Source organism: Streptomyces asiaticus, from assembly GCF_018138715.1.
Classification (GTDB): Bacteria; Actinomycetota; Actinomycetes; order Streptomycetales; family Streptomycetaceae; genus Streptomyces; species Streptomyces asiaticus.
This window is the reverse complement of sequence record NZ_JAGSHX010000006.1, coordinates 6,289,984-6,313,026: the sequence shown is the minus strand read 5'-3', so window position 1 is coordinate 6,313,026 and position 23,043 is coordinate 6,289,984. Positions and strand designations below refer to the sequence as shown.

20 protein-coding genes are annotated in these 23,043 nt (G+C 71.2%); 15 read left to right on the top strand and 5 right to left on the bottom strand.

Annotated features, from left to right (window positions below):
- Positions 1-68: 68 nt before the first annotated feature.
- The 5 genes from KHP12_RS34600 (at position 69) to KHP12_RS34580 (ending at position 5,015) form a co-directional block, all read left to right on the top strand.
- Complete coding sequence (locus KHP12_RS34600) at positions 69-1,253, top strand: PucR family transcriptional regulator (protein WP_020871571.1); 1,185 nt, start codon at positions 69-71, stop codon at positions 1,251-1,253.
- Between the two features lie 89 nt (positions 1,254-1,342).
- Positions 1,343-2,335 (top strand): ACP S-malonyltransferase, encoded by a 993-nt coding sequence (locus KHP12_RS34595; RefSeq protein WP_086882661.1) that lies wholly within the window; start codon positions 1,343-1,345, stop codon positions 2,333-2,335.
- Positions 2,332-3,342 (top strand): ketoacyl-ACP synthase III, encoded by a 1,011-nt coding sequence (locus KHP12_RS34590; protein WP_037959499.1) that lies wholly within the window; start codon positions 2,332-2,334, stop codon positions 3,340-3,342. Before KHP12_RS34595 ends, KHP12_RS34590 begins: the two co-directional genes overlap by 4 nt.
- Before the next feature lie 82 nt (positions 3,343-3,424).
- Positions 3,425-3,673 (top strand): acyl carrier protein, encoded by a 249-nt coding sequence (locus tag KHP12_RS34585; RefSeq protein ID WP_020871568.1) that lies wholly within the window; start codon positions 3,425-3,427, stop codon positions 3,671-3,673.
- Between the two features lie 76 nt (positions 3,674-3,749).
- The gene (locus tag KHP12_RS34580; RefSeq protein ID WP_037959497.1) at positions 3,750-5,015 is read left to right on the top strand and encodes a beta-ketoacyl-[acyl-carrier-protein] synthase family protein; all 1,266 of its coding nucleotides are present in this window, start codon (positions 3,750-3,752) and stop codon (positions 5,013-5,015) included.
- Between the two features lie 114 nt (positions 5,016-5,129).
- Here the strand turns inward: KHP12_RS34580 and KHP12_RS34575 are convergent, their stop codons facing one another.
- Both KHP12_RS34575 and KHP12_RS34570 read right to left on the bottom strand, forming a co-directional pair.
- The gene (locus tag KHP12_RS34575) at positions 5,130-6,023 is read right to left on the bottom strand and encodes an NAD(P)-dependent oxidoreductase (protein ID WP_086882662.1); all 894 of its coding nucleotides are present in this window, start codon (positions 6,021-6,023) and stop codon (positions 5,130-5,132) included.
- A 60-nt stretch (positions 6,024-6,083) separates the two neighbouring features.
- The gene (locus tag KHP12_RS34570; protein WP_086882663.1) at positions 6,084-6,578 is read right to left on the bottom strand and encodes a DUF3145 domain-containing protein; all 495 of its coding nucleotides are present in this window, start codon (positions 6,576-6,578) and stop codon (positions 6,084-6,086) included.
- 325 nt (positions 6,579-6,903) lie between these two features.
- On the opposite strand from KHP12_RS34570, the gene KHP12_RS34565 reads away from it, so the two are divergent.
- The gene (locus KHP12_RS34565) at positions 6,904-7,872 is read left to right on the top strand and encodes an SGNH/GDSL hydrolase family protein (protein WP_210609232.1); all 969 of its coding nucleotides are present in this window, start codon (positions 6,904-6,906) and stop codon (positions 7,870-7,872) included.
- A gap of 171 nt (positions 7,873-8,043) precedes the next feature.
- On the opposite strand, the gene KHP12_RS34560 is transcribed toward KHP12_RS34565, so the two are convergent.
- On the bottom strand, positions 8,044-10,578 hold the full coding sequence (locus KHP12_RS34560) for a glycoside hydrolase family 3 protein (protein WP_086885027.1): 2,535 nt from the start codon (positions 10,576-10,578) through the stop codon (positions 8,044-8,046).
- A gap of 122 nt (positions 10,579-10,700) precedes the next feature.
- Between KHP12_RS34560 and KHP12_RS34555 the strand changes: the two genes are divergently transcribed.
- The gene (locus KHP12_RS34555; RefSeq protein WP_211834043.1) at positions 10,701-11,306 is read left to right on the top strand and encodes a TetR/AcrR family transcriptional regulator; all 606 of its coding nucleotides are present in this window, start codon (positions 10,701-10,703) and stop codon (positions 11,304-11,306) included.
- A gap of 33 nt (positions 11,307-11,339) precedes the next feature.
- On the opposite strand, the gene KHP12_RS34550 is transcribed toward KHP12_RS34555, so the two are convergent.
- Together KHP12_RS34550 and KHP12_RS34545 are read right to left on the bottom strand one after the other, a co-directional pair.
- Positions 11,340-11,810 carry a DUF6299 family protein gene (locus KHP12_RS34550; protein ID WP_086885026.1) on the bottom strand — a complete coding sequence of 157 codons (471 nt, stop codon included), beginning with the start codon at positions 11,808-11,810 and terminating at the stop codon, positions 11,340-11,342.
- 239 nt (positions 11,811-12,049) lie between these two features.
- Positions 12,050-13,273 carry an MFS transporter gene (locus tag KHP12_RS34545; RefSeq protein ID WP_210609233.1) on the bottom strand — a complete coding sequence of 408 codons (1,224 nt, stop codon included), beginning with the start codon at positions 13,271-13,273 and terminating at the stop codon, positions 12,050-12,052.
- Between the two features lie 134 nt (positions 13,274-13,407).
- Here KHP12_RS34545 and KHP12_RS34540 point away from each other — a divergent pair, with 134 nt between their 5' ends.
- From KHP12_RS34540 to mmsB, 8 genes are all read left to right on the top strand, one after another.
- Positions 13,408-14,385, top strand: coding sequence for an ArsR family transcriptional regulator (locus KHP12_RS34540; RefSeq protein WP_210609234.1), 978 nt, complete (start codon positions 13,408-13,410; stop codon positions 14,383-14,385).
- 119 nt (positions 14,386-14,504) lie between these two features.
- The gene (locus tag KHP12_RS34535; RefSeq protein ID WP_086886275.1) at positions 14,505-15,467 is read left to right on the top strand and encodes an erythromycin esterase family protein; all 963 of its coding nucleotides are present in this window, start codon (positions 14,505-14,507) and stop codon (positions 15,465-15,467) included.
- 214 nt (positions 15,468-15,681) lie between these two features.
- Positions 15,682-16,842: a mandelate racemase/muconate lactonizing enzyme family protein gene (locus tag KHP12_RS34530; protein ID WP_086886276.1), complete on the top strand. Its 1,161-nt coding sequence runs from the start codon at positions 15,682-15,684 to the stop codon at positions 16,840-16,842.
- On the top strand, positions 16,839-17,870 hold the full coding sequence (locus KHP12_RS34525) for a zinc-dependent alcohol dehydrogenase (protein ID WP_086886277.1): 1,032 nt from the start codon (positions 16,839-16,841) through the stop codon (positions 17,868-17,870). Before KHP12_RS34530 ends, KHP12_RS34525 begins: the two co-directional genes overlap by 4 nt.
- Before the next feature lie 214 nt (positions 17,871-18,084).
- Complete coding sequence (locus tag KHP12_RS34520; RefSeq protein WP_210609235.1) at positions 18,085-19,074, top strand: hypothetical protein; 990 nt, start codon at positions 18,085-18,087, stop codon at positions 19,072-19,074.
- Positions 19,075-19,107: 33 nt separating this feature from the next.
- The gene (gene chvE / locus KHP12_RS34515; protein ID WP_210609236.1) at positions 19,108-20,217 is read left to right on the top strand and encodes a multiple monosaccharide ABC transporter substrate-binding protein; all 1,110 of its coding nucleotides are present in this window, start codon (positions 19,108-19,110) and stop codon (positions 20,215-20,217) included.
- Positions 20,218-20,231: 14 nt separating this feature from the next.
- Entirely contained in the window at positions 20,232-21,794 is a 1,563-nt protein-coding gene (gene mmsA / locus KHP12_RS34510; RefSeq protein WP_086886495.1) for a multiple monosaccharide ABC transporter ATP-binding protein, read from the top strand.
- Positions 21,791-23,023 (top strand): multiple monosaccharide ABC transporter permease, encoded by a 1,233-nt coding sequence (gene mmsB, locus KHP12_RS34505; protein ID WP_086886494.1) that lies wholly within the window; start codon positions 21,791-21,793, stop codon positions 23,021-23,023. The genes mmsA and mmsB overlap by 4 nt, the downstream gene beginning before the upstream one ends.
- Positions 23,024-23,043 lie beyond the last annotated feature (20 nt).

Here is a 23,043-nt window from a genome sequence, read left to right as displayed (position 1 = left end):
CCCCGCGTATACCCCCGCGTAGCCTCCCGCCCCCAGCGCTCATCACCCGATAAGGCAGTCTTGTCCTCGTGCCTGAACCAGCCTCGAACACCCCGCATCCGCACAGTGCCACCCTGCGCCGCCTGGAGAAGTCCTCCGGGAAGCTCGCCGCCAACGCCATCGCGCGCATGGACGAGCAGCTGCCGTGGTACCGGGCGATGCCGCCCGAGAACCGCTCCTGGATCGGGCTGGTGGCGCAGGCGGGCATCGCGGCCTTCACCGAATGGTTTCGCCACCCCGAGGCACCCCAGGCGATCAGCACCGATGTGTTCGGCACCGCCCCGCGCGAGCTGACCCGGGCGATCACCCTGCGGCAGACCGTGGAGATGGTCCGCACGACCATCGAGGTCATGGAGTCGGCGATCGACGACGTGGCGGCCCCGGGCGATGAGTCGGTGCTCCGCGAGGCGCTGCTGGTGTACGCGCGGGAGATCGCCTTCGCCACCGCCCAGGTGTACGCGCAGGCCGCCGAGGCGCGCGGCGCCTGGGACGCCCGGCTGGAGTCGCTGGTGGTCAACGCGGTGCTGTCCGGCGAGGCGGACGAGGGTGCGCTGTCCCGCGCCGCCGCCCTGGGCTGGAACTCACCCGAACATGTGTGCGTGGTGCTGGGCACCGCCCCGGACGGGGACAGCGAGCTGACCGTCGAGGCGATCCGGCGGGCCGCCCGGCACGCCAAGCTTCAGGTGCTCACCGGGGTGCTGGGCGACCGGCTGGTGGTGGTCGCGGGCGGCTCGGACAATCCGCTCCAGGCGGCGAAGGCGCTGATCGGGCCGTATGCCCCGGGTCCGGTGGTGGCCGGTCCCGTGGTATCCGACCTGCTGGCCGCGACCCGCTCGGCGGGGGCGGCGGCGGCCGGGCTGAAGGCGTGCACCGCCTGGCCGGACGCGCCCCGCCCGGTGCTCGCCGACGATCTGCTGCCCGAGCGCGCGATGGCCGGGGATCCGGCCGCCCGTGAGCAGTTGGTGGAGGAGATCTACAGACCGCTGGAGGAAGCCGGTTCCGCGCTGCTCGAGACACTGAGTGTGTACCTTGAACAGGCGAGCAGTCTGGAGGGTGCGGCCCGGATGCTCTTCGTTCACCCGAACACCGTCCGCTACCGGCTACGACGTGTGACGGACGTCACCGGATGGTCACCTTCCGACGTCAGGTCGGCGTTTACTCTGCGCATAGCCCTGATCCTGGGACGTCTCGCCGACGCGAACATATTGCCCTGACCGTTTGTCGGACCCCCACAATTCCCCTGTCGGTTCTTCGTCCTTGTCCTCACGGGCGAGCCGGACCGTCCACAAGAGAGAGTGTGAGAGTGCTCGTACTCGTCGCTCCCGGCCAGGGTGCTCAAAAGCCCGGCTTCCTGACCCCCTGGCTCGACCTCCCCGGCGTCACCGAACGTCTGGCCTGGTGGTCGGCCGTCTCCGGTCTGGACCTCATCCACTACGGCACCAAGGCCGATGAGGAGGAGATCCGCGACACCGCGGTGGCCCAGCCGCTGCTGGTGGCCGCCGGTCTGGTCGCCGCCCACGCGCTGTTCGGCGAGGGCGTCGAGGGCGCGACCGGTCTCGCGGAGCTGCCGAACCGCATCGGCGCGGTCGCGGGCCACAGCGTCGGCGAGATCACCGCGGCCGCGGCCTCCGGTGTGCTCACCGACGAAGCGGCCATGGTGCTGGTCCGCCGCCGCGGACTCGCCATGGCGGAGGCCGCGAGCCGCACCGAGACCGGAATGGCCGCCATACTGGGTGGTGAGCAGGACGAGGTCGTCGCCCACCTCGCCAAGCACGGACTGACCCCGGCGAACGTCAACGGCGCCGGACAGATCGTGGCCGCGGGCACCGCCGAGCAACTGGCGGCGCTGGCCGAGGACAAGCCGGAGGGGGTGCGCCGAGTCGTACCGCTCAAGGTGGCCGGCGCGTTCCACACCAACCACATGGCCCCGGCGGTCGCCGCCCTCGAGGCCCTGGTCGCGGGCGTCCCGGTGGCCGATCCGCGCACCCGATACGTCTCCAACCGGGACGGCGGGGTCGTGACGACCGGGGCCGGGGTGATCGAGCGGCTGGTCGCCCAGGTGTCCAACCCGGTGCGCTGGGATCTGTGCATGGAGACCTTCCAGGAGCTGGGCGTCACCGGGCTGATCGAGGTGGCCCCGGGCGGCACGCTCACCGGCATCGCCAAGCGCGCGCTGCCGGGCGTCACCAATGTGGCGCTGAAGACTCCGGACGATCTCGACACGGCCCGTGCGCTGATCGCGGAGCACGCCGTTCCCGTCGACACCCCGGCCGAAGAGGAGCTCCGAGAAGGATGACCGCGAAGATCAAGCCCAGCAAGGGCGCCCCGTACGCGCGCATTCTCGGCGTCGGTGGCTACCGTCCCACCCGGGTGGTGCCGAACGAGGAGATCCTCAAGCACATCGACTCCTCCGACGAGTGGATCCGCTCCCGTTCGGGCATCGCCACCCGGCACTGGGCCGGTCCGGACGAGACGGTCGCCGCCATGTCCGTGGAGGCCGGAGGCAAGGCCATCGCCGACGCCGGTCTGACGCCGGAGCAGATCGGTGCCGTGATCGTCTCCACGGTCTCGCACCTGAAGCAGACCCCGGCGGTCGCCACCGAGATCGCGCATCTGCTGGGCGCCGGCAAGCCGGCCGCGTTCGACATCTCGGCGGGCTGCGCGGGCTTCGGCTACGGGCTGACCCTCGCCAAGGGCATGATCACCGACGGCACCGCGGAGCATGTGCTGGTCATCGGGGTCGAGCGGCTTTCGGACCTGACCGATCTGGAGGACCGGGCGACGGCCTTCCTGTTCGGCGACGGCGCCGGCGCCGTGGTGGTCGGCCCCTCCAAGGAGCCCGCGATCGGCCCGACCGTCTGGGGCTCGGAGGGCGACAAGTCCGACACCATCACCCAGACGCTGCCCTGGGACGTCTACCGCGAGCAGAACGCCGCCGACGTGCGCTACCCGGCGCTGCGCCAGGAGGGGCAGGCCGTCTTCCGCTGGGCCGTCTACGAGATGGCGAAGGTCGCCCAGCAGGCCCTGGACGAGGCCGGGGTCAGCGCGGACGAGCTCGACGCGTTCATCCCCCACCAGGCCAACATGCGGATCATCGACTCGATGATCAAAACCCTCAAGCTGCCGGAGCACGTCACGGTCGCCCGTGATGTGGAGACCACCGGCAACACCTCGGCCGCCTCCATTCCGCTCGCCATGGAGCGGCTGTTGGCGACGGGGCAGGCGAAGAGCGGCGACACCGCGCTCGTCATCGGATTCGGAGCGGGTCTCGTCTACGCAGCGACGGTCGTTACCCTCCCTTAGGCTCCATAGTCCATATCCACGCAGCTCCGCAGAAGTCGGACGCTGCGCCACCACCGCAACACACCGAAGAAGGAGCGCCGCAATGGCCGCCACTCAGGAAGAGATCCTCGAGGGTCTCGCCGAGATCGTCAACGAGATCGCCGGTATCCCGACCGAGGACGTCCTGCTGGACAAGTCCTTCACCGACGACCTGGACGTCGACTCGCTGTCCATGGTCGAGGTGGTCGTCGCCGCCGAGGAGCGCTTCGACGTGAAGATCCCGGACGACGACGTCAAGAACCTCAAGACCGTCGGCGACGCCGTCGACTACATCCTCAAGCACCAGGGCTGAGCCCATATCAAGACCGGTCGTCGCCGCCCGTGCGGTGGCAGGTCCAGCACCTTCTACACGTGGAGTAGGAATTCCTGTGAACTCGACCAATCGCACCGTGGTCGTCACCGGTGTTGGTGCCACGACGCCGCTGGGTGGCGACGCCCCGTCGACCTGGGAGGCCATGCTGGCCGGCCGGTCCGGCGTCCGCCTCCTGGAGGAGGAATGGGCGGCCGAGTTGCCGGTCCGCATCGCCGCGAAGATCGCGGTGGAGCCGGGCACGATCATTCCGCGTCCGCAGGCCCGCAAGCTCGACCGTTCCGCGCAGTTCGCGCTGCTCGCGGCTCGTGAGGCATGGGCGGACGCGGGCTTCACCGCCAAGGCGGGCGAGGACTCCTCGATCGACCCCGACCGGCTGGGCGCGGTCGTGGCCTCCGGTATCGGCGGGGTCACCACCCTGCTCGACCAGTACGACGTGCTGCGCGAGAAGGGCGTCCGCAAGGTCTCCCCGCACACCGTGCCGATGCTGATGCCCAACAGCCCGGCGGCGAACGTCAGCATCGACCTCAACGCCCGTGCGGGCGCGCACACCCCGGTGAGCGCGTGCGCCTCCGGCGCCGAGGCCATCGGCTACGCCATCGAGATGATCCGCACCGGCCGCGCCGATGTGGTCGTCGCGGGCGGCACCGAGGCGGCCATCCACCCGCTGCCCATGGTCGCCTTCGGCAACATGATGGCGATGTCCAAGAACAACGACGACCCGCAGGGCGCCTCGCGCCCGTTCGACGTCGACCGCAACGGCTTCGTGATGGGCGAGGGCTCGGGCGCCATCGTCCTGGAGTCGGCGGAGCACGCCGCGGCACGCGGGGCCCGGGTGTACGCGCAGGCCATCGGCCAGGGCATCTCGGCCGACGCCCACCACATCACCCAGCCGGAGCCGTCCGGCAACGGCATCGGGAACGCGCTGCAGAACCTGGTGGAGAACACCGGTATCAGCGGTGCCGAGATCGCGCACGTCAACGCGCACGCGACCTCGACCCCGCAGGGCGACCTGGCGGAGATCAAGGCGCTGCGCAAGGTGTTCGGCGACGACGTGGACCACATGGCGGTCTCCGGCACCAAGTCCATGACGGGCCATCTGCTCGGCGGCGCGGGCGGTGTGGAGACGGTGGCCAGCGTGCTCGCGCTGTACCACCGGCTGGCCCCGCCGACGATCAACATCGGCTCGCTGGACCCGGAGGCGGACGCGGACGTCGTGACCGGCGAGGCGCGGGCGCTCCCGGCCGAGGGCCCGATCGTGGCGCTGAACGACTCGTTCGGCTTCGGCGGCCACAATGTGGTGCTCGCCTTCCGCACGGTCTGACCACATCGGTGGTCTGACGCTCTGATACGCGGGTGCGGCCCGCCTCCGGCTCCGGCCGGGGGCGGGCCACCGGTGTATCAGGGCCGCTTCCGCTTCAGGGGCTTCGCCGTTGCTTCAGGGGGCTTCGCCGTCGAAGCTGGCGAAGTACGAGGCCACCATGTCCTCGTCGCCGTGGCCCGCCTCGATCGCGCGGCGGAACCGCTCCGCGCCGGCGGCCGCCAGGTCCAGCCGCACTCCGGCGCGCTCCCCGGCCTCCACGATCAGCCGGGCGTCCTTCTCCGCGGTCTTGGTGGCGAAGCTGGGCTCGAGGTCGCCCCGGAGCACCTGGGCCGACTTGACCCGCATATAGCCGTTGTCCAGCGGGCCGCCCTCGACCGCGTCCAGGAAGCCCTGCCACTCCACGCCCAGCCCCTTGGCGAGGGCGGCCGCCTCCGCGGTGGCGTGGGTGACGTTGAGGACCCAGCTGTTGAGCACCAGCTTGAGCCGGGTGGCGGCGGCGCTCTCCGCGGTGTCGCCGACCCACACCGTACGGCTGCCGATGGCGTCGAAAACCGGCCAGACCACCGGGCGGACGGGGTTGGGCCCGGCGGCCAGCACCAGCAGCTGTCCGCTCTCCGCGGGCTGCTTGGTGCCGAGCACGGGCGAGTCGATGAGGACGAGGTCCTTCTCGCGGGCGAACGCGGCGAGCGATTCCAGCGCCTCGAGACCCGCCGTGGTGGCCTGGGCCCACGCGGTTCCGGGGCGCAGCGCGGGGGCGGCCCGCCGCATCGTCTCGAGCGCCGCGGCGCCGTCGTAGAGGATGGTCAGGATGACATCCGCGCCGTCCACGGCCTCGGCCGGGGTGTCGGTGACGCGTACGCCGTCCTCGCCGAGCGGCTCGGCCTTGGATCGGGTGCGGTTCCACGCACGGACCTCGAGCCCGGAGCGGGCGAGGTTACGGGCCATTCCGGAGCCCATGATGCCGGTGCCGAGGACCGCGACGGACGTTGCCGGGTGTTGTTCGGTCATGCCGCCACGCTAAAACCCGAAGCGGGCTCCCGGCCAAAGGGATGGCGGCGCGTCAGGCGCTCAGACGACCTGGTGCAGCCAGCGGACCGGGGCGCCCTCACCCGCGTAGCGGAACGGCTCCAGCTCGTCGTCCCAGGGCTTGCCGAGCAGCTTGGCGATCTCCGCCTCGAGGTCGCCCTCGCCGCGGGCGGAGCGGGCGAGGGCGGCGCGCAGCCGGTCCTCGGGGATCAGGATGTCGCCGTGCATTCCGGTGACGGCGTGGAAGATGCCGAGCTCGGGGGTGGAGCTGTAGCGCTCACCCTCGGCGGTGGCGCAGGGCTCGGCGGTCACCTCGAAGCGCAGCAGATGCCAGCCGCGGAGCGCGGAGGCCAGTTTGGAGGCCGTGCCGACCTCGCCCTGCCAGGAGAACTCGGCACGCCAGGTGCCGTTCGCCGCCGGCTGCTTGATCCAGTCGAGAGTGACCCGCACGCCGAGGACGCCCGCGATGGCCCATTCGACGTGCGGGCACAGCGCGCGCGGAGCGGAGTGCACATACAGAACTCCACGGGTCGTCACGGGTGCCTCCTGTGCGGTTCGAGGTGCGCCTTCCCCAGCGGCCTCGCGCCCGTACTGGTCCCGCCCGGGACATCGGATCACATTCTGCCCTAGTGATCAGCCCCACACCAGTCTCGACGTCACCTTCAGTGAAATTTATCGTGCAGAATTCTCTAGAAAGTGGACAGGATGTGACGGGGCGTAATGTGTTGGTACCGCATAGCGCGCCATGTCGCCGGGACGACGCTCATCTGGCACAAGAAAAACGTACCGTGCGAGTCAGCCGGAGGAGTGACGTACCGTCGGTCCGGACAGATATCACCCAACAGCCGGAGGGGGAACAGCCATGCGGGTCAGCGCGACACGCCGGAAGCGATCGGCGGCCGCTTCCTCGACCACGCGTACGATCGTGCGCCCGTCCTTGCGCACCGCCGGGCGCACCGCTGGACGCACGGGCATGGTGCTGTTCACCACCGCCGCCGTGCTGAGCTCCGCGGGCTGTTTCGGCAGCTCGGACGACCCCTCCCGGCACGGGCCGACCCGCGCCGGGAAGACGCCCGGCGCCAAGCGGTCCATCGTCTGGAACACCCGGCCGACCTCGATCGCCTCCCTGGGCGACTCCATCACCCGCGGCTTCGACGCCTGTTCGGTGCTCTCCGACTGCCCCGAGGTGTCGTGGTCCACCGGCACCGATGTGCGGAGCCTCGCCCAGCGGCTGCTGCCCTCCGCCACCGCCGACGCGGGGACCCACGCCTGGAACTTCGCCAAGACCGGCGCGGTCGTGGCCGACCTCCCCGGCCAGATCGAGGCGGCCGCGGCCCGCAAGCCGAAGCTGATCACCGTGATGATCGGCGCCAATGACGCGTGCCGGGACTCGGTGGACGACATGACCTCCGCCGAGCAGTTCCGCACCACCTTCACCTCGGCGCTCACCCGGCTGCGCCGCGATCTGCCGAAGACGCAGGTGTACGTGGCCAGCGTGCCGGACCTGAAGCGGCTGTGGTCGGAGGGGCGGAAGAACGTCTTCGGCCGGCAGATCTGGAAGCTGGGCATCTGCCCGTCGATGCTGAAGGACTCCCAGGACCTGGACGCGGCCTCCAACGACCGCCGACAGCGGGTGGCGGACCGGGTGACGGAGTACAACAAGGTGCTGAAGGACGTGTGCGGGCGGGATGTGCTGTGCCGGTTCGACCCGGCGGTGCACGAATACCGCTTCACCACGCATGAGCTGAGCAAGTGGGACTGGTTCCACCCCAGCAAGGCGGGCCAGGCACAACTGGCCAATATGGCCTACCGCCGCATCACCGCGCCCTGACCCCTGGCCCCCGGGGTCTGGGGCGCAGCCCCCCGCCCCTCGGGGTCTGGGGCAGAGCCCCGGGTTCGGGGAGGGGCGGGGAGGGGAACAGCCTGCCGCAGGCGTCGCGATTCGTCGGGCCCCTCTGGCTGGCGGACGCGAGCAGCCTCGCCGCGCGCCGGACGGCGTAGCTCAGGCTGTCGGCTGCACGGGCACCGAGGCCGACAGGCGGCGGTCGGCGACGCTGCGGCCCGCCTCTGCCGCGTAGGTGCCCGGGATCAGGCGCCAGGCGCCCTTCGTCGCGTCCCAGATCTCCGCCGCCCGGCGGGGTACGGGGATGGTCACCTCGGCCGTCTCCCCCGGGGCCGCGCCCACCGATGCGAAGCCCACGAGGCGGCGCACCGGCCGCTCCACCCCGTCGTTCTCCGGCACGGTGAGGTAGAGCTGGACGACCTCACGGCCTGCCCTGGCACCCGTATTGCGGACCCGCACGGTCACCGTGCCCAGCGCCTCGCCGTCCCGCCCCGCGGGCGTGAAGTCCAGCGCCTCGTACGCCCAGTCCGTGTAGCCGAGGCCATGCCCGAACCAGTACGCCGGAGCGATCCCCTCCCGCCGCTCCCACGCGCGGTAGCCGATGAACACACCCTCGTCGTAGACCAGTCGGCCCTCGCTGGGCGTGACCGTACTGACCGGGGCGTCCTCGAGCCGCTGGGGCCAGGTCGTGGGCAGGCGGCCGCCGGGCTCCTCCGCGCCCAGCAGGACGTCGGCGAGCGCGGCCCCCGCCTCCTGGCCCGGGAACCAGCTCAGCAGCACCGCGGCGACCTCGTCCCGCCAGGCCATCTCGACCGGTGAGCCCGCGTTGACCACCACCACGGTGGGGGTGCCGGTGGCGGCGACCCGGCGCACCAGCTCGTCCTGACGGCCCGGCAGCCGCAGATGCCCGCGGTCGAACCCCTCGCTCTCGACCCGCTCGGTGGTGGCGACCACCACCACGGCCGCCTCGGCCGCCGAGGCCGCGGCGGCGGCCTCCTGGATCAGCTCCTCGGCGTCCCGCTCCGGGGCCCGGTGCAGCAGGCTGAAGCAGACGGCGTCCAGAAGGGCGTCCTCGGGCCGGGCCACCGCGCAGATGAGGCTGACCTCCACCGGTTCGCCCGCCGTGAGCTCCACCTGGCCCCGGGGCACCGGCGAGCCCATGAACGCCTCGAAGGGGTCGCCGACGTCCGCCGGGTGCTCCTCCCCCTCGAAGAGCACCTTGCCGCCCACGGCCAGCCGGAGGCCGCCCAGCCCCCTGGTGCCGAAGGAGTGGGCGCCGCTCTCGCGCGGGGTGAAGGTGCCGACGGTCTCGACGGTGTGCAGCTCCTCGAAGCTCACGCCCTCGGGGAAGTCGCTGATCCACTGCACCTGCCCACTGGCCAGCCGGGACTCGCCGAGCACCCGCCCGTCGGCGGCCCGGATAACGGCGCGCAGCTCGAACCCCTGGGCGGCGGGGGTGAGTTCATCGGTGGGGTCGGCGCCCACGGCGTAACTGAGCTCGACGCCCGGCGGGAGGGCGGCCCGCAGCCCGTCGAGCGGTGAGACCACATGGTCGGGGAAGACCACCGCCGAGCCACCGCCCAGCACCCGGGCGTCGCGCGCCGCGGCGCCGATCAGGGCCAGCGACCGCACCCCGCCGGGGGCGCCGGGGTCGAGGGGCAGCACGGCTTCCCGGCCGCCCGCGCCCTCGTTCCGCAGCAGCACGAAGGACCGCCGGGCGATCTCACGGGCCAGCGCGTCCCCGTCGATCGGGCCGGGCCGGCCGGCGGGGGCGACGGCGGGGGCCGCGCCGTCCAGGACGCCGACCCTGGCGGCCAGGGTGAGCAGCCGCCGCACCGCCTCGTCCAGCTCCGCCTCGCTCACCCGGCCGTCGCGCACCGCGGCGGCCAGCGCCTCGCCGTAGACGGTCCGCGGGCCGGGCATCGCGACATCCAGCCCGCCCTTGAGCCCCCGCACGGTGTCACGGGCCGCCAACCAGTCGGAGACGATGAAGCCGTCGAAGCCCCATTCGCCACGCAGCACGCCCTGCTGGAGCTCGCGGTGCTCGGTCATGGTCGAGCCGTTGACCCCGTTGTAGGCGGCCATGACGCCCCAGGGGCGGGCGTTCTTGACGATGGCTTCGAAGGGCGCGAGATACAGCTCGCGCAGCGCCCGCGCGGCGATCTGGTTGTCGACGGTGAAGCGCTCGGTCTCGGCGTCGTTGGCCACGAAGTGCTTGACGGTGGTGCCCACCCCGCCGTCCTGCACACCCGTCACATAGCCGGTGCCGATCTCGCCGGTGAGATACGGATCCTCGCTGTACGCCTCGAAGTGGCGGCCGCCCAGCGGGGAGCGGTGCAGATTGACCGTGGGCGCGAGCAGCACATGGACGCCCTTGCGCCGCGCCTCCTGCGCGAGCAGCCGCCCCGCCCGCCGGGCGAGCTCCGGGTCCCAGGTCGCGGCGAGCGCGGTGGGGCTGGGCAGGGCGATGGAGGGGTCGTCCGCGGTCCAGTGGACGCCGCGGACGCCGATCGGGCCGTCCGACATCACCAGGGAGCTCAGCCCGATCTCCGGTACGGCGGGCAGGCTCCACATGTCCTGCCCGGACAGCAGCCGCGCCTTGGTGTCCAGATCCAGCAGGCCGAGGGCCTTCTCCACGGCCTCGGCCGTGCCCCCCTCATTGCCCTCGCCGCCCTCGCCGATCGCGTCCGCCATCGCTCGCCCCTCCCGGTGCGGGTCCCGTCCGGTCCTCGTCCGGGGCCATCGTGGACCCGAGTACCTGTCAGCAGGTAGGTACCGTTATCGACTCGTTATCAAACATGCTCTACGGTACGAGCATGGAGAGGGCGACCGAGCGCGGTACCAGACGTGGTGAGGAACGACGGGCGGAGATCGTCCGCCGCGCGCTCGAAGTGATCGCCGAGCGCGGCTACCGGGGCGCGACCCTCGGCGCGGTCGCCGAGCGGGTGGGCCTCACCCAACAGGGGCTGCTCCACTACTTCCCCACCAAGGACTCGCTCCTCATCGCCGTGCTCGAGGAGCGCGACCAGTGGGACACCGGCTCCGCGCGGCGCGACGGAGGGCACATATGGCCGCTGGACCTGCTGGCCTCGCTGGTGGACTACAACGCGATGCGCCCCGGGGTCGTCCAGACCTTCTCCGCGCTCCTCGGCGAGAGCGTCACCGACGACCACCCCGCGCGCGGCTTCTTCACCCAGCGCTATGACAAGGTGCGCGCCGACATGGCGGCCATCCTGCGCGGCGAGTTCGGCGACCGGCTCCCCGGCGGGCTCACCCCGGAGGCCGCCGCGCCGCTGCTGGTGGCGGTGATGGACGGGCTCCAGTTCCAGTGGCTGCACGACCGGGACGCGGTGGACATGCCCGTGCTCTTCCGGGCCTTCGTCTCCCTGCTGGGGCAGGGAGACGAAGCGGCCAACGGGTGACGGCCGTACGGGCGGCCGTCTCGTGACGGTGACTCAGTGGTCGCCGCCCACCAGCCTGACCCTCCGCTCGATCCCGGCCGCGTTCCTCGGCATCGGCACGAAGGAGTCACCGGCGTCGAACCTCAGCAGGGTGACCTCGGCGTCCGCCGGTCCCGGTTCGTACCGCCCCACGTCCACCGCGTCGATCAGCCAGCGGTGCCGCAGGCCGTCGCAGACCGCGGCATAGCCGCCGAGGCCATGGCGCTCCCGGCCCTGGGTGAGGGTGACGAGCACGGTCGCCCGCGTGTACTCCGTCCCTTCCCGGACGCAGCGGTAGCTGCCGTACAGCGCGACGGATCCGTCCGGGGCGACGTCCCCGGTGCGGTCGATGGTCAGATCGTCGGTCCAGGGCAGGGGCAGACGCGGCCGGTCGGGCCAGTCGTGCGCGGCGGGCGCGGCGTGGGCGGCCGGCGCCGCCATGAGAAGAACGGTAAGGGCGCCGAGGGCGCGGCGGCGGTTGCGCATGGACGTACCTCCAGGGGCGGGAGTTCAGTTGCCCGTACAGCTACCGGGCGTCCGAACCCGTCCGGGGGAACCTCACCCCCGTGCGGCGTGTCCGGCACCGCCCAACGGGTGGCCGCCGGGCGCCCGGTTGACCCCACGGCCCCGCGACCGGATGCCCCGGTGACGCCCTTACGGTGCTCGCCAACGCCCTTACGGTGCTCGCCCGCACCCTTAGGGTGCTCACCGCGCCCTTACGGTGCTCACTCCCGGACCGCCCCCTCGGCCGTCCCCTCGGGCGAGGCCACTTGGCGCGGGCGTGCCGCCGCCGGATCGCCCCGCAAACCCGGGGCCAGGGCCAGGGTGACGGCCACGGAGACCGCCGCCAGCGTGGCCATCGCCACCGCTGGTGAGGTGCGCTGGGCCAGCGCGCCCGCGAGGGCGGCGGACACGCCCTGCATGGTGAGCATGCCGGAGGAGTGCAGCCCCAGGGCCTGGCCGCTCATCTCGTCCGGCGTCAGGGTCATCAGCCGCTGCTGGAGCGCCAGCGTGGCCGAGAAGCCGATCGAGGCGAGGGCGACGGCGGCCGGCGCGAGCGGCAGCGGCGGGTGCAGGGCGAAGACCAGATACGGCGCGGCGAGCAGCAGCCGCAGGGGCGCCGCGAGCCGCTCCCGCCGGTGCGGCGGCAGCAGCCGCCCGGTGAGGAGGTCCCCCGTCAGCATGCCGAGGGAGCCGACAGCGAAGAGCAGCCCGGCGTGCCGGGGCGCGTAGGGCACGAAGAGGGACTCACAGCCGACGATCAGCCCGTTGGGCACCCAGAGGGCGTAGTAGACATGGCGGCGGGGCGCGGAGGACCACAGCCGGGCGTTGACCCGCCAGGTCTCGGCGACCGAGGGCCGTCCGGCGGCCCGCGCCGGACGCCCGCTCAGGCCGAACCGGGCGGTGGCCCCGGCCAGCGCGTACAGCGCGGCGGCGGTGAGCAGGGTGCCGCGCGCCGAGAGGGCGGTCACGAGGAGGCCACCGGCCGCGTATCCGCCGATCTGCATGGTGCCGCCCGACATGTTGAGCACCGAACGGCCCAGCAGATAGCCGTCCTTGGGCAGGATCTCGGTGAGCAGCCCGTAGCGGACGGCACCACCGAGGGAGGCCGCCGCACCCAGCCCGAACACGATGGCGAGGACGGCCGCCACGGGCAGCCCGGGGAGGGCCAGCGCGGCGGTCCCCAGGGCGAAGAGCGCCGACAGCCCGGACAGCGCGGCGCGCGGCGGCAGCCGGTCGGCCGCCGACAGCAGCGCCAGCGCGCCCGCCACCTGGGCGAGCGAGGGGCCGAACATGCTGAGCGCGGAGAGCAGCGGTGAGCCGGTCGCGGCGTAGACCAGGGTGCCGAGGGCGAGGCCGCTCGCCGTCGAGGCGGCCACCTGTGTGGCGGAGACCAGGAACAGCGGGGTGAACTCCGGGACCCGGAACACTTCCGAAAAGGTGCGCATGGCCTTCAGGCTCGGGAGTCGCCGCGCGGCGGCGTTAATGTTTCGCGCGGACGCGAAACGACGCGCGACGACGCGGAACGACACGAAACGACGCGGAACGACGCGCGACCACGGGTGGCGGCGGGGGTGGCCGGATGGGGCTGTGGCTGGTGGACGCGGACACGCTCGCGGGCGGCCGGTTCGTCCGCTCCGCCCTGGCCGAGACCACCGCCGCCCTGATCACCCTGGAGCGGGCGACCGCCGCGCACCCGGGCGAGCGGGCCTGGCTCGACGCCCATCTGCCCGCCTACCGGGCGCGGTTGGCCGACGACCCGGTGACCGCGCTGCTCGTACGGGCCGCGCTCGGCCGGACCTGGCTCGCGGACTTCCTCACCCAGGCGCCGCCCGGCGAGGGCGAGCCGTCGTTCGAGGAGGAGCTGGCCCGGATCCGTACGACGGACCCCGCCGCCGCCCGCTCCGACCTCACGGTCTCCCTGGGCCGCACCCCGCTCCCGCCCGCGCTGCGCCGCGACGATCTGCCGGGGCTCCTCGCGGAGCTGCTGGAGTGGGTGTGGACGGAGGCCGTACGGCCCACCTGGCCGCGCCGCCGCCGGATCATCGAGGCCGATGTGGTGGCGCGCACCGGCCAGGTGAGCCAGGGCGGCTGGGCGGCCGTCCTGGACGGTATGCGGCCGGGGATGCGCTGGCTGGGCGGCAGCCGGCTCCAGATCAACGCCCACGACAACCCGCCCCGCGCGGTCCACGGCGCCCAGCTGCTCTTCGTCCCCGTCACACCCGCCACCGGATGGGTCTCCTGGGACGCGCCGCACCGCTACGCCGTGGTCTACCCCTGCTCCGGCGCCCTCGCCGGGTCCGACCCGCGACCGGCCACCGACCCCCTCGCCCGCCTGCTCGGCCCGGCCCGCGCGAGCGTTCTGCTCCTCCTCGACACCCCGAAGAGCACCACCCACCTGGTGGCCCTCACCGGCCAGACCCTGGGCTCGATCGGCCGCCATCTGCGCGTCCTGCGCGAGGCCCGCCTGGTCCGCAGGCGCCGGGCGGGGCGTTCGGTTCTGTACGACCGGACAATGGCGGGCGAGGTCCTGGTGAAGGCGCAGCGAAGCGGTTCGTAGCCGCCGTCGCCCCTTGGCTTGACCTCAACCTTGGTTCATGTCCGAGCCTGCTCTCGCCGCGTCGGCCACCACCGGGGCGCACTCCGAAACCAACCAACTCCGATCAAGGAGGCCCGGCCATGGCCGAGATGGTGACTCGATGGATCGAGGAGCACGCTCATCGCCTCACCACGCTGGATCCCGAGGCTCCGCTGACCGATCTCCTGCCGCTGCTCGACATCGTGCGCGACGCGAAGGTCGTGGCCATCGGGGCCTCGACCCGTCAGACCCATGAACTCAGCGCCCTCTCGCACCGGATCGTCCGGCTGCTGGTCGAGGAACGGGGGTTCCGTTCGCTCGCGCTTGAAGGGGACAACCCGTCGAGCATCGGCCTCGACGAGTACATCGGCACCGGGGCGGGCGACCCCCGGGCGCTGCTGGCCAGGGCCCGGCCGTTCTGGCGGACCGAGGAGATCCTCGGCGTCGTCCGCTGGATGCGCTCCTTCAACCGGCGCCACCCCGGCGACCCGGTCCGATTCGTCGACACCGCCCCCACCGCCCAGGAGCATCTGGCCCAGCTCTCCCTGCCCGACGGCCTCGCCCGCATTGAGCTGGGTCTGGCCGAGGACACGATCCGGTGGCACGAGAACACCGCGGACAGGATCGTCTACTGGGGCGGCCTCGCGCACACCGTCAACGGAACTCCGCGGACCGTCTCGCCCCCCTCCCCGCCGATGACGCACCGTAACGCGGGCAGTTACCTCCGCGAGCGTTTCGGAGCCGGTCACGTGTCCATCGGCCTCACCTTCCATCACGGCATGGCCCCCCATCCGGTACCGGCGCCGCCCGCGGAGTTCGCTGACGCGATCCTGGGAGGCACCGCGCTGGACGCCTATCTCCTGGACCCGCGCGCCGACAGCCCGGCTCCCGTGCGGGCCTGGCTCGCCACGCCGACCAGAACACGCCTGCTCGGCCCGCGCTACGACCCCGCCGACGACGCCGCCCACCACCTCTCCGGCGGATCACTCGCGGACTGGTGCGACGCCGTCCTCCACGTACAAGAGGTCACCCCGGCCCGTTCGCTCTCGCACACCAGAGACTGAGCCCCGTCGCACGGCGTCTCCAACGAACATTCCGGCAGGCATGTCGTCCAGCGAGATGATCGGTCATGATGGTTCTTGATCGGTCATGATGGGTTGTCACGTTCGAACGTCATTCGACGCACAACCATTGACACCTCTGACGGGCGCTTACTACCGTCACGTCAACATTTCGAACGAGTGACGAAATATCGAACACCGTGAAGGGTCGATTGCTGTGCGCATCACCGGTATCAGTACGCATGTCGTCGGCACCCCCTGGCGCAATCTCACCTATGTGCAGGTCCATACGGATGAGGGGATCACCGGCGTCGGCGAGACCCGCATGCTCGGGCGGACCGATGCGCTGCTGGGCTATCTGCGTGAGGCCGAGACCAATCACCTGGCCGGGTCGGATCCGTTCGCCGTGGAGGACCTGGTCCGGCGGATGAAGTACGGCGACTACGGCCGGGCGGGCGAGATCGTGATGTCCGGCATCGCCTGTGTGGAGATGGCCTGCTGGGACATCAAGGGCAAGGCGCTCGGGGTGCCCGTCTGGCAGCTGCTCGGCGGAAAGGTGACGGACCGGGTCAAGGCCTACGCCAACGGCTGGTACACCGTGGAGCGCACGCCCGAGGCGTTCCACAAGGCGGCCTCCACGGTGGTCGAGCGCGGCTACCGGGCGCTGAAGCTGGACCCCTTCGGCACCGGCCACTTCGAGCTGGACCACGCCGAGACCCTGCACTCGCTCTCCCTCGTGGAGGCCGTACGGGACGCGATCGGCCCGGAGACCGAGCTGCTGGTGGAGATGCACGGGCGGTTCAGCCCGGCGACGGCCGTAAGGATCGCGGGCGAGCTGGAGCGCTTCCACCCGTCGTGGCTGGAGGAGCCGGTGCCGCCGGAGAACCTCAAGGCGCTCGCGAAGGTCGCGGAGAAGACCCGGCTGCCGATCGCCACGGGCGAGCGCATCCACGACCGGATCGAGTTCCGCGAGCTCTTCGAGTCGCAGGCCGCCGACATCATCCAGCCCGACGTCGGCCACATCGGCGGCATCGGCGAGGCCCGCAAGCTGGCCGCCACGGCCGAGACCCACTACGTCCTGATCGCCCCGCACAACGTGGGCGGCTCGGTGCTGACCGCCGCGTCGCTCCAGCTCGCGGGCTGCACCCCGAACTTCAAGATCCTCGAGCACTTCAACGACTTCGCCGACGCGGAGATCAAGAAGGTGGTCAAGGGCGCCCCGCAGGTCGTGGACGGCTACTTCCAGCTCTCCCACGAGCCCGGTCTCGGCGTGGAGCTGGACATCGAAGCGGCGGCCGAATTCCCCCAGCAGCAGGCCCACTTCGACCTGTGGGCCGAGGGCTGGGAGAAGCGGGACCCGAAGGGCGGACGGCAGTGACCGCGCTCGTCCTCGACGCCCCCGGCGCGTTCCGTCTCGTCGAGACCGGCACCGCCGCCGAAGCGGCCGCGCCCGCCCCCGGTGACGCGCGGGTGCGGGTGCACGCCTCCGGGATCTGCGGCAGCGACCGCGAGCTGTACCAGGGCAACCGGCCCGAGGGGTACGTCCGCTACCCCGTCATCCCCGGCCATGAGTGGTCCGGGACGGTCGAGGCGGTCGGCGCGGGCGTCCCGGAGGCGCTCGTCGGCCGTAAGGTCGTCGGCGAGGGATTCCGCAACTGCCAGGTGTGCGACCGCTGTCACGCCGGGGACACCACCTTGTGCACGGCCGGGTACGAGGAGACCGGCTTCACCCAGCCCGGGGCGATGGCCGACACCCTGGCCCTGCCGGCCCGGCTGCTGCACCCGCTGTCCGACGACGCCGACCTGGGCGCGGCCGCCCTGCTGGAGCCCGCCGCGTGCATCGCCGCCGCCGCGCTCAAGGCCGGGGCCCAGCCCGGTGAGCGGGTCGCGGTGGTCGGCACCGGCACGCTCGGCATGATCGCCGTGCAGTTCCTCGCCGCCGTCTCCCCCGCGCGGCTGCTGGTGGTGGGCACCCGCCCGGACCGGGAGCAGCTGTCGCTGTCCTTCGGCGGTACCGAGTTCCGCACCCGGGACCAGCTGTCCGACCAGCTCTCGGGCTATGACGTGGTGATCGAGACCGCCGGCTCCGCCTCCGCCGCCCGTACCTCCGCCTCCCTGCTGCGCCGGGGCGGCCGGCTGGTGCTCACCGGCATCCCGGCGGCGGGCGCGGAGGGCCTTGACCCCACCGATCTGGTGGTCCGCCAGACCGAGGTGCAGACCGTCTTCGGGGCCCCGCCCGCCGCCTGGTCACACGCCGTACGGGTCTTCGACGCGGGGCTGCTGAGCCTGCGGCCGCTGATCACCCATGAGCTGCCGCTGACCGACTTCGCCTCGGCGATCGAGCTGGTCGGCAGCGGTGATCCGGCCGTCGGCAAGGTGCTGCTGCGTCCGCAGGGCCTCGACTAGGGCGTAAGTGAGACCTCGCTGTGCCAAACCGCGCCGTGTCAAGCCTCCCGCCCCCGACTCCAGTCGTCCCACCAGCCTTGGGGGCCCGACTCCAGTCGTCCCACCAGCCCTCCCGACCGTCTCTAGTCATCACCCCAGCCCCACCCGGACAACGATGTCCTGGGCAGCACCAGCCGGACGCCGAACCACCGGCCATCACTCCACAGGGAGCACCGTGACCGCCGCCTCACCCGCCTCTTCCGGCCCCCGCCGCCCCGCCGACGCGGCCCTCGCGTCGCTCGGCCACGCCGCGCCCGCCCCCGACCCCGCCGACACCTCCGCGCACACCTTCCCCGACGGCGGCACCTGGCGCACCGAGATCCCCTCCGTCGAGGGCCCGGAGGCGCTGGCCACCGTGTTCAAGGAGGCCGGGCGGCTGGATGTGCCGATCCACCGGATCAGCCAGGGCAGCGGCGTCTGGATGCTCACCGATGCCGAGATCACCGAGATGGTGGAGTCCTGCGCCGAGCGGAACGCCGAGCTGTGCCTGTTCACCGGCCCCCGCGGCACCTGGGACATCGGCGCCGCCACCCGCTCCGACTCCGGCGGCGGGGGGCTGCGCGCCCGTGGCCATGACGCGGTGGCCGGTTGTGTGGAGGACGCGCTGCGCGCGGTCTCGCTGGGCGTGAAGTGCCTGCTGGTGGCCGACGAGGGCGTGCTGTGGCTGCTCAACCGGTTGCGGGCGCGCGGCGAGCTGCCCGCGGACACCACCTTCAAGCTGTCCGCGCTGGTCGGCCCGGTCAACCCGGCCTCGTTCGCGGTGTACGAGCAGCTCGGGGCCGACTCCATCAACATCCCCTCGGACCTGACGCTGGAGCACCTCACCGAGATCCGCCGGGTCTCCCGCGCCCCGATGGACTTCTACGTCGAGGCCCCGGACGACCTCGGCGGCTATGTGCGGCTCTATGACGCGGCGGAGCTGATCCGGCGCGGCGCCCCCATCTATCTGAAGTTCGGGCTCAGCAAATCCCCGGGGATCTACCCGTACGGCGCCCAGCTGCGCGACGTGGCGCTGGGCAGCGCCCGTGAGCGGGTGCGCCGTGGGCGGCTCGTGCTCGACCTGCTCACCCGGCTGGGCGCGGACGGCGGGATGTCCCCGCTCGGCTCCCGGCTGCCGGGTCCGCTGCGGCGTTTCACCGCCGACGCGGACCTCCCCAGTTCCTGAAGCAACGACGCCCCAGGGAAGGACCCCAACACCATGCGCACGGTAAGAGGAGCACGAGCCGCGGCGATAGGCGCCGGCCTCCTCGCGCTCTCGCTGACCGCCACGGCCTGTGGCCAGGAGGCGGTCGGCGGCAGCCGGTACAAGAGCAAGGAAAAGGGAGGCACGATCGGCATCGCGATGCCGACGAAGTCCTCCGAGCGGTGGATCGCCGACGGCCGGAACATGGCCAAGCAGTTCCAGGCCGCGGGCTACAAGACGGACCTCCAGTACGGCGAGGACGACGTCCGTACCCAGGTGTCCCAGATCGAGAACATGATCACCAAGGGCCATCGGCTGCTGGTGATCGCGCCGATCAACGGCGGTGCGATCTCCGATGTGGTGAAGCAGGCCCATGAGGCCAACATTCCGGTGATCTCCTACGACCGGCTGATCCTGGGCACGAAGAACGTCGACTACTACGCCACCTTCGACAACGACAAGGTCGGCAGGCTCCAGGGCCAGTACATCGTCGACAAGCTGGGGCTGTCCAAGGGCCGTAAGGGCCCGTTCTCCATCGAGCTGTTCGCCGGGTCGTCGGACGACAACAACACCCGGTACTTCTTCAACGGCGCGATGAAGGTGCTCAAGCCGTACATGGACAAGGGTGAGCTGGTCGTCCGCTCCAAGCAGACCAAGCTCAACCAGCTCTACACCGAGAAGTGGAGTGGCAGCGCCGCCCAGGACCGCATGGAGGACCTGCTCAACAAGGCGTACAGCAGCCGCGACGTCGACGCCGTGCTCTCCCCGTACGACGGCATGTCCATCGGCATCCTCTCCGCGCTCAAGGGCGTCGGCTACGGCACGAAGTCCAAGCCGTACCCCGTGGTGACCGGGCAGGACGCCGAGCTGGCCTCCGTGAAGTCCATCCTCCGGGGCCAGCAGCGGCAGACGATCTACAAGGACACCCGCAAGCTGGCGAAGGCCACCGTGCAGATGGCCAAGGCGGAGCTGACCGGCGGCAAGCCCCCGGTCAACGACACCAAGTCGTACGACAACGGTGAGAAGGTCGTGCCGACCTTCCTGCTCAACCCGGTCAGCGTCGACAAGTCCAACACCCAGGTGCTGGTCGACCAGGGTTACTACACCGCGTCGCAGCTGAAGTAGGGCGGTACCGGGCTATGAGCACCATTCTCGAATTGCGTTCCATCACCAAGACGTTCCCCGGTGTCAAGGCGCTCTCCGATGTCAATCTCCAGATCCGCCAGGGCGAGATCCACGCCCTCTGCGGGGAGAACGGCGCGGGAAAGTCCACCCTGATGAAGGTGGTCAGCGGGGTCCATCCGCACGGCAGCTACGAGGGCGAGATCCTCTTCGACGGCGAGGCGTGCGCCTTCAAGGACATCCGCGCGAGCGAGCAGCGCGGCATCGTCATCATCCATCAGGAACTGGCGCTGATCCCCTATCTGTCCATCGCCGAGAACATCTTCCTCGGCAATGAGCACTCCCGGCGCGGCCTGATCAGCTGGAACGAAACCCTCAGACACGCCACCGCGCTGCTCAAGCGGGTCGGTCTGACGGATTCGCCGCAGACCCGCGTCACCGATATCGGCGTGGGCAAACAGCAGCTGGTGGAAATCGCCAAGGCGCTCTCCAAGGAGGTGAAGCTGCTCATCCTGGACGAGCCGACCGCGGCGCTGAACGACGAGGACAGCGGAAAGCTCCTGGATCTGCTGCTGGAATTCAAGGCGCAGGGCATTTCCTGCATTCTGATCTCCCACAAGCTCAATGAGATCCGCCGGGTCGCCGACTCCGTCACCATCCTGCGCGACGGCCAGAGCATCGAAACCCTGACCGTCCGGGAGACCCCCGAGGCCAGCCCCGAGATCTCCGAGGACCGCATCATCCGCGGCATGGTCGGCCGCGACCTCGACCACCGCTTCCCCGACCGCACCCCGTACGAGGGCGAGGACTCCTCCGAGGTGGCCCTGGCCGTCGAGGACTGGACCGTCCACCACCCCATCGACCAGCAGCGCAAGGTCGTGGACGGGGTGTCGCTCAACGTACGGCGCGGGGAGATCGTCGGCATCGCCGGGCTGATGGGCGCCGGCCGCACCGAGCTCGCCATGAGCGTCTTCGGGCGGGCGTACGGGCGCTATGCGGGCGGCCGGGTGTTCCGGGACGGCCAGGAGGTCCGTACCCGCACCGTGCCGGAGGCGATCGACCACGGCATCGCGTATGTCACCGAGGACCGCAAGCACTACGGGCTCAACCTCGACGACACCATCAGCCGCAATGTCTCGCTCTCCTCGCTGACCAAGGTGGCGCGCCGCGGCGTGGTCAACGAGCACGAGGAGTCACGGGTCGCCGAGCGGTTCCGCACCACGATGAACATCAAGGCGCCCACGGTCTTCGAGCGGGTCGGCCGGCTCAGCGGCGGCAACCAGCAGAAGGTCGTCCTCAGCAAGTGGATCTTCGCGGGTCCCGAAGTGCTCATCCTCGACGAGCCCACCCGTGGCATCGACGTCGGGGCCAAGTACGAGATCTACACGGTCATCAACGATCTGGCGGCCCAGGGCAAGGCCGTCATCTTCATCTCCTCCGAGCTGGGCGAGCTGCTGGGGATGTGCGACCGGATCTACACGATGGCGGCCGGGCGGCTGACCGGGGAGGTTCCCCGGGCCGAGGCGACGCAGGAAGTTCTGATGCGCCACATGACGAGGGACAGAGGAGACGAAGGATGAGCACGGCCACCCAGAAGACCGAGAGCCCGGCCCCACCGCCGGCCGAGGGCTCGCCCAGCGTCGGGACGCTGCTGTTGCAGGGCCTGCGGTCCAATATGCGGCAGTACGGAATGCTGGTCGCGCTCGCCCTGATCATCGTCATCTTCCAGATCTGGTCGGACGACATCCTGCTGCGGCCGCTGAACGTCACCAACCTGGTGCAGCAGAACGGCTACATCCTCATCCTCGCGATCGGCATGATGATCGTGATCATCGCGGGGCATATCGATCTGTCGGTCGGCTCGCTGGTCGCCTTCATCGGCGCGGCCGCCGGTGTCATGATGATCAAACACGATATGCCGTGGCCCCTCGCGGTCGTCCTCTGTCTGCTGCTCGGCGCGGTGGCCGGGGCCTGGCAGGGCTTCTGGATCGCCTACATAGGCATCCCGTCCTTCATCGTCACCCTGGCCGGAATGCTGGCCTTCCGCGGCGGCACCCAGATCCTGCTGGACGGTCAGTCCCTGTCGCCGTTCCCCGACGGCTTCGAGAAGATGAGCACCGGCTTCATCCCGGAGATGGGCCCGTACACCGAGTACCACAACCCCACGATGGTGATCGGCCTCGTGGTCTGCGCCGCCGCCGTCTGGCAGGAGTGGCGCGCCCGGCAGCAGCGGACGGCCTATGAGCTGGACGTGGTGCCGCTGGGGCTGTTCTTCGTCAAGTGCGCCGCGATCGTGGCCGCGGTGATGGCGTTCACCATGACGCTGTCCAGCTGGCACGGGGCGCCGTACGGGCTGCTGATCCTGGCCGTGCTCTTCGTCGTGTTCAGCTTTGTGATGCGCAACACCGTGGTGGGGCGGCATGTGTACGCCCTCGGCGGCAACCAGCCGGCGGCCAAGCTGTCGGGTGTCCGGGACAAGCGCGTCACCTTCCTGGTCTTCGTCAACATGGGTGTGCTCGCCGCCCTCGCCGGTCTGGTCTTCGCCGCCCGGCTGGGCTCCGCCACCCCCAGTGCGGGCCTCAACTTCGAGCTCGAGGCCATCGCCGCCGCGTTCATCGGCGGCGCCTCGGCCAGCGGCGGTGTGGGCACGGTGCTCGGCGCGATCATCGGTGGTCTGGTGCTCGGCGTGCTCAACAACGGTATGTCGCTGGTCGGCATCGGTACCGACTACCAGCAGGTGATCAAGGGTCTGGTGCTGCTGGCCGCGGTCGGCTTCGATGTCTGGAACAAGCGCAAGGTCGGGTCGTAACCCATCAGCTGTCCCTCATG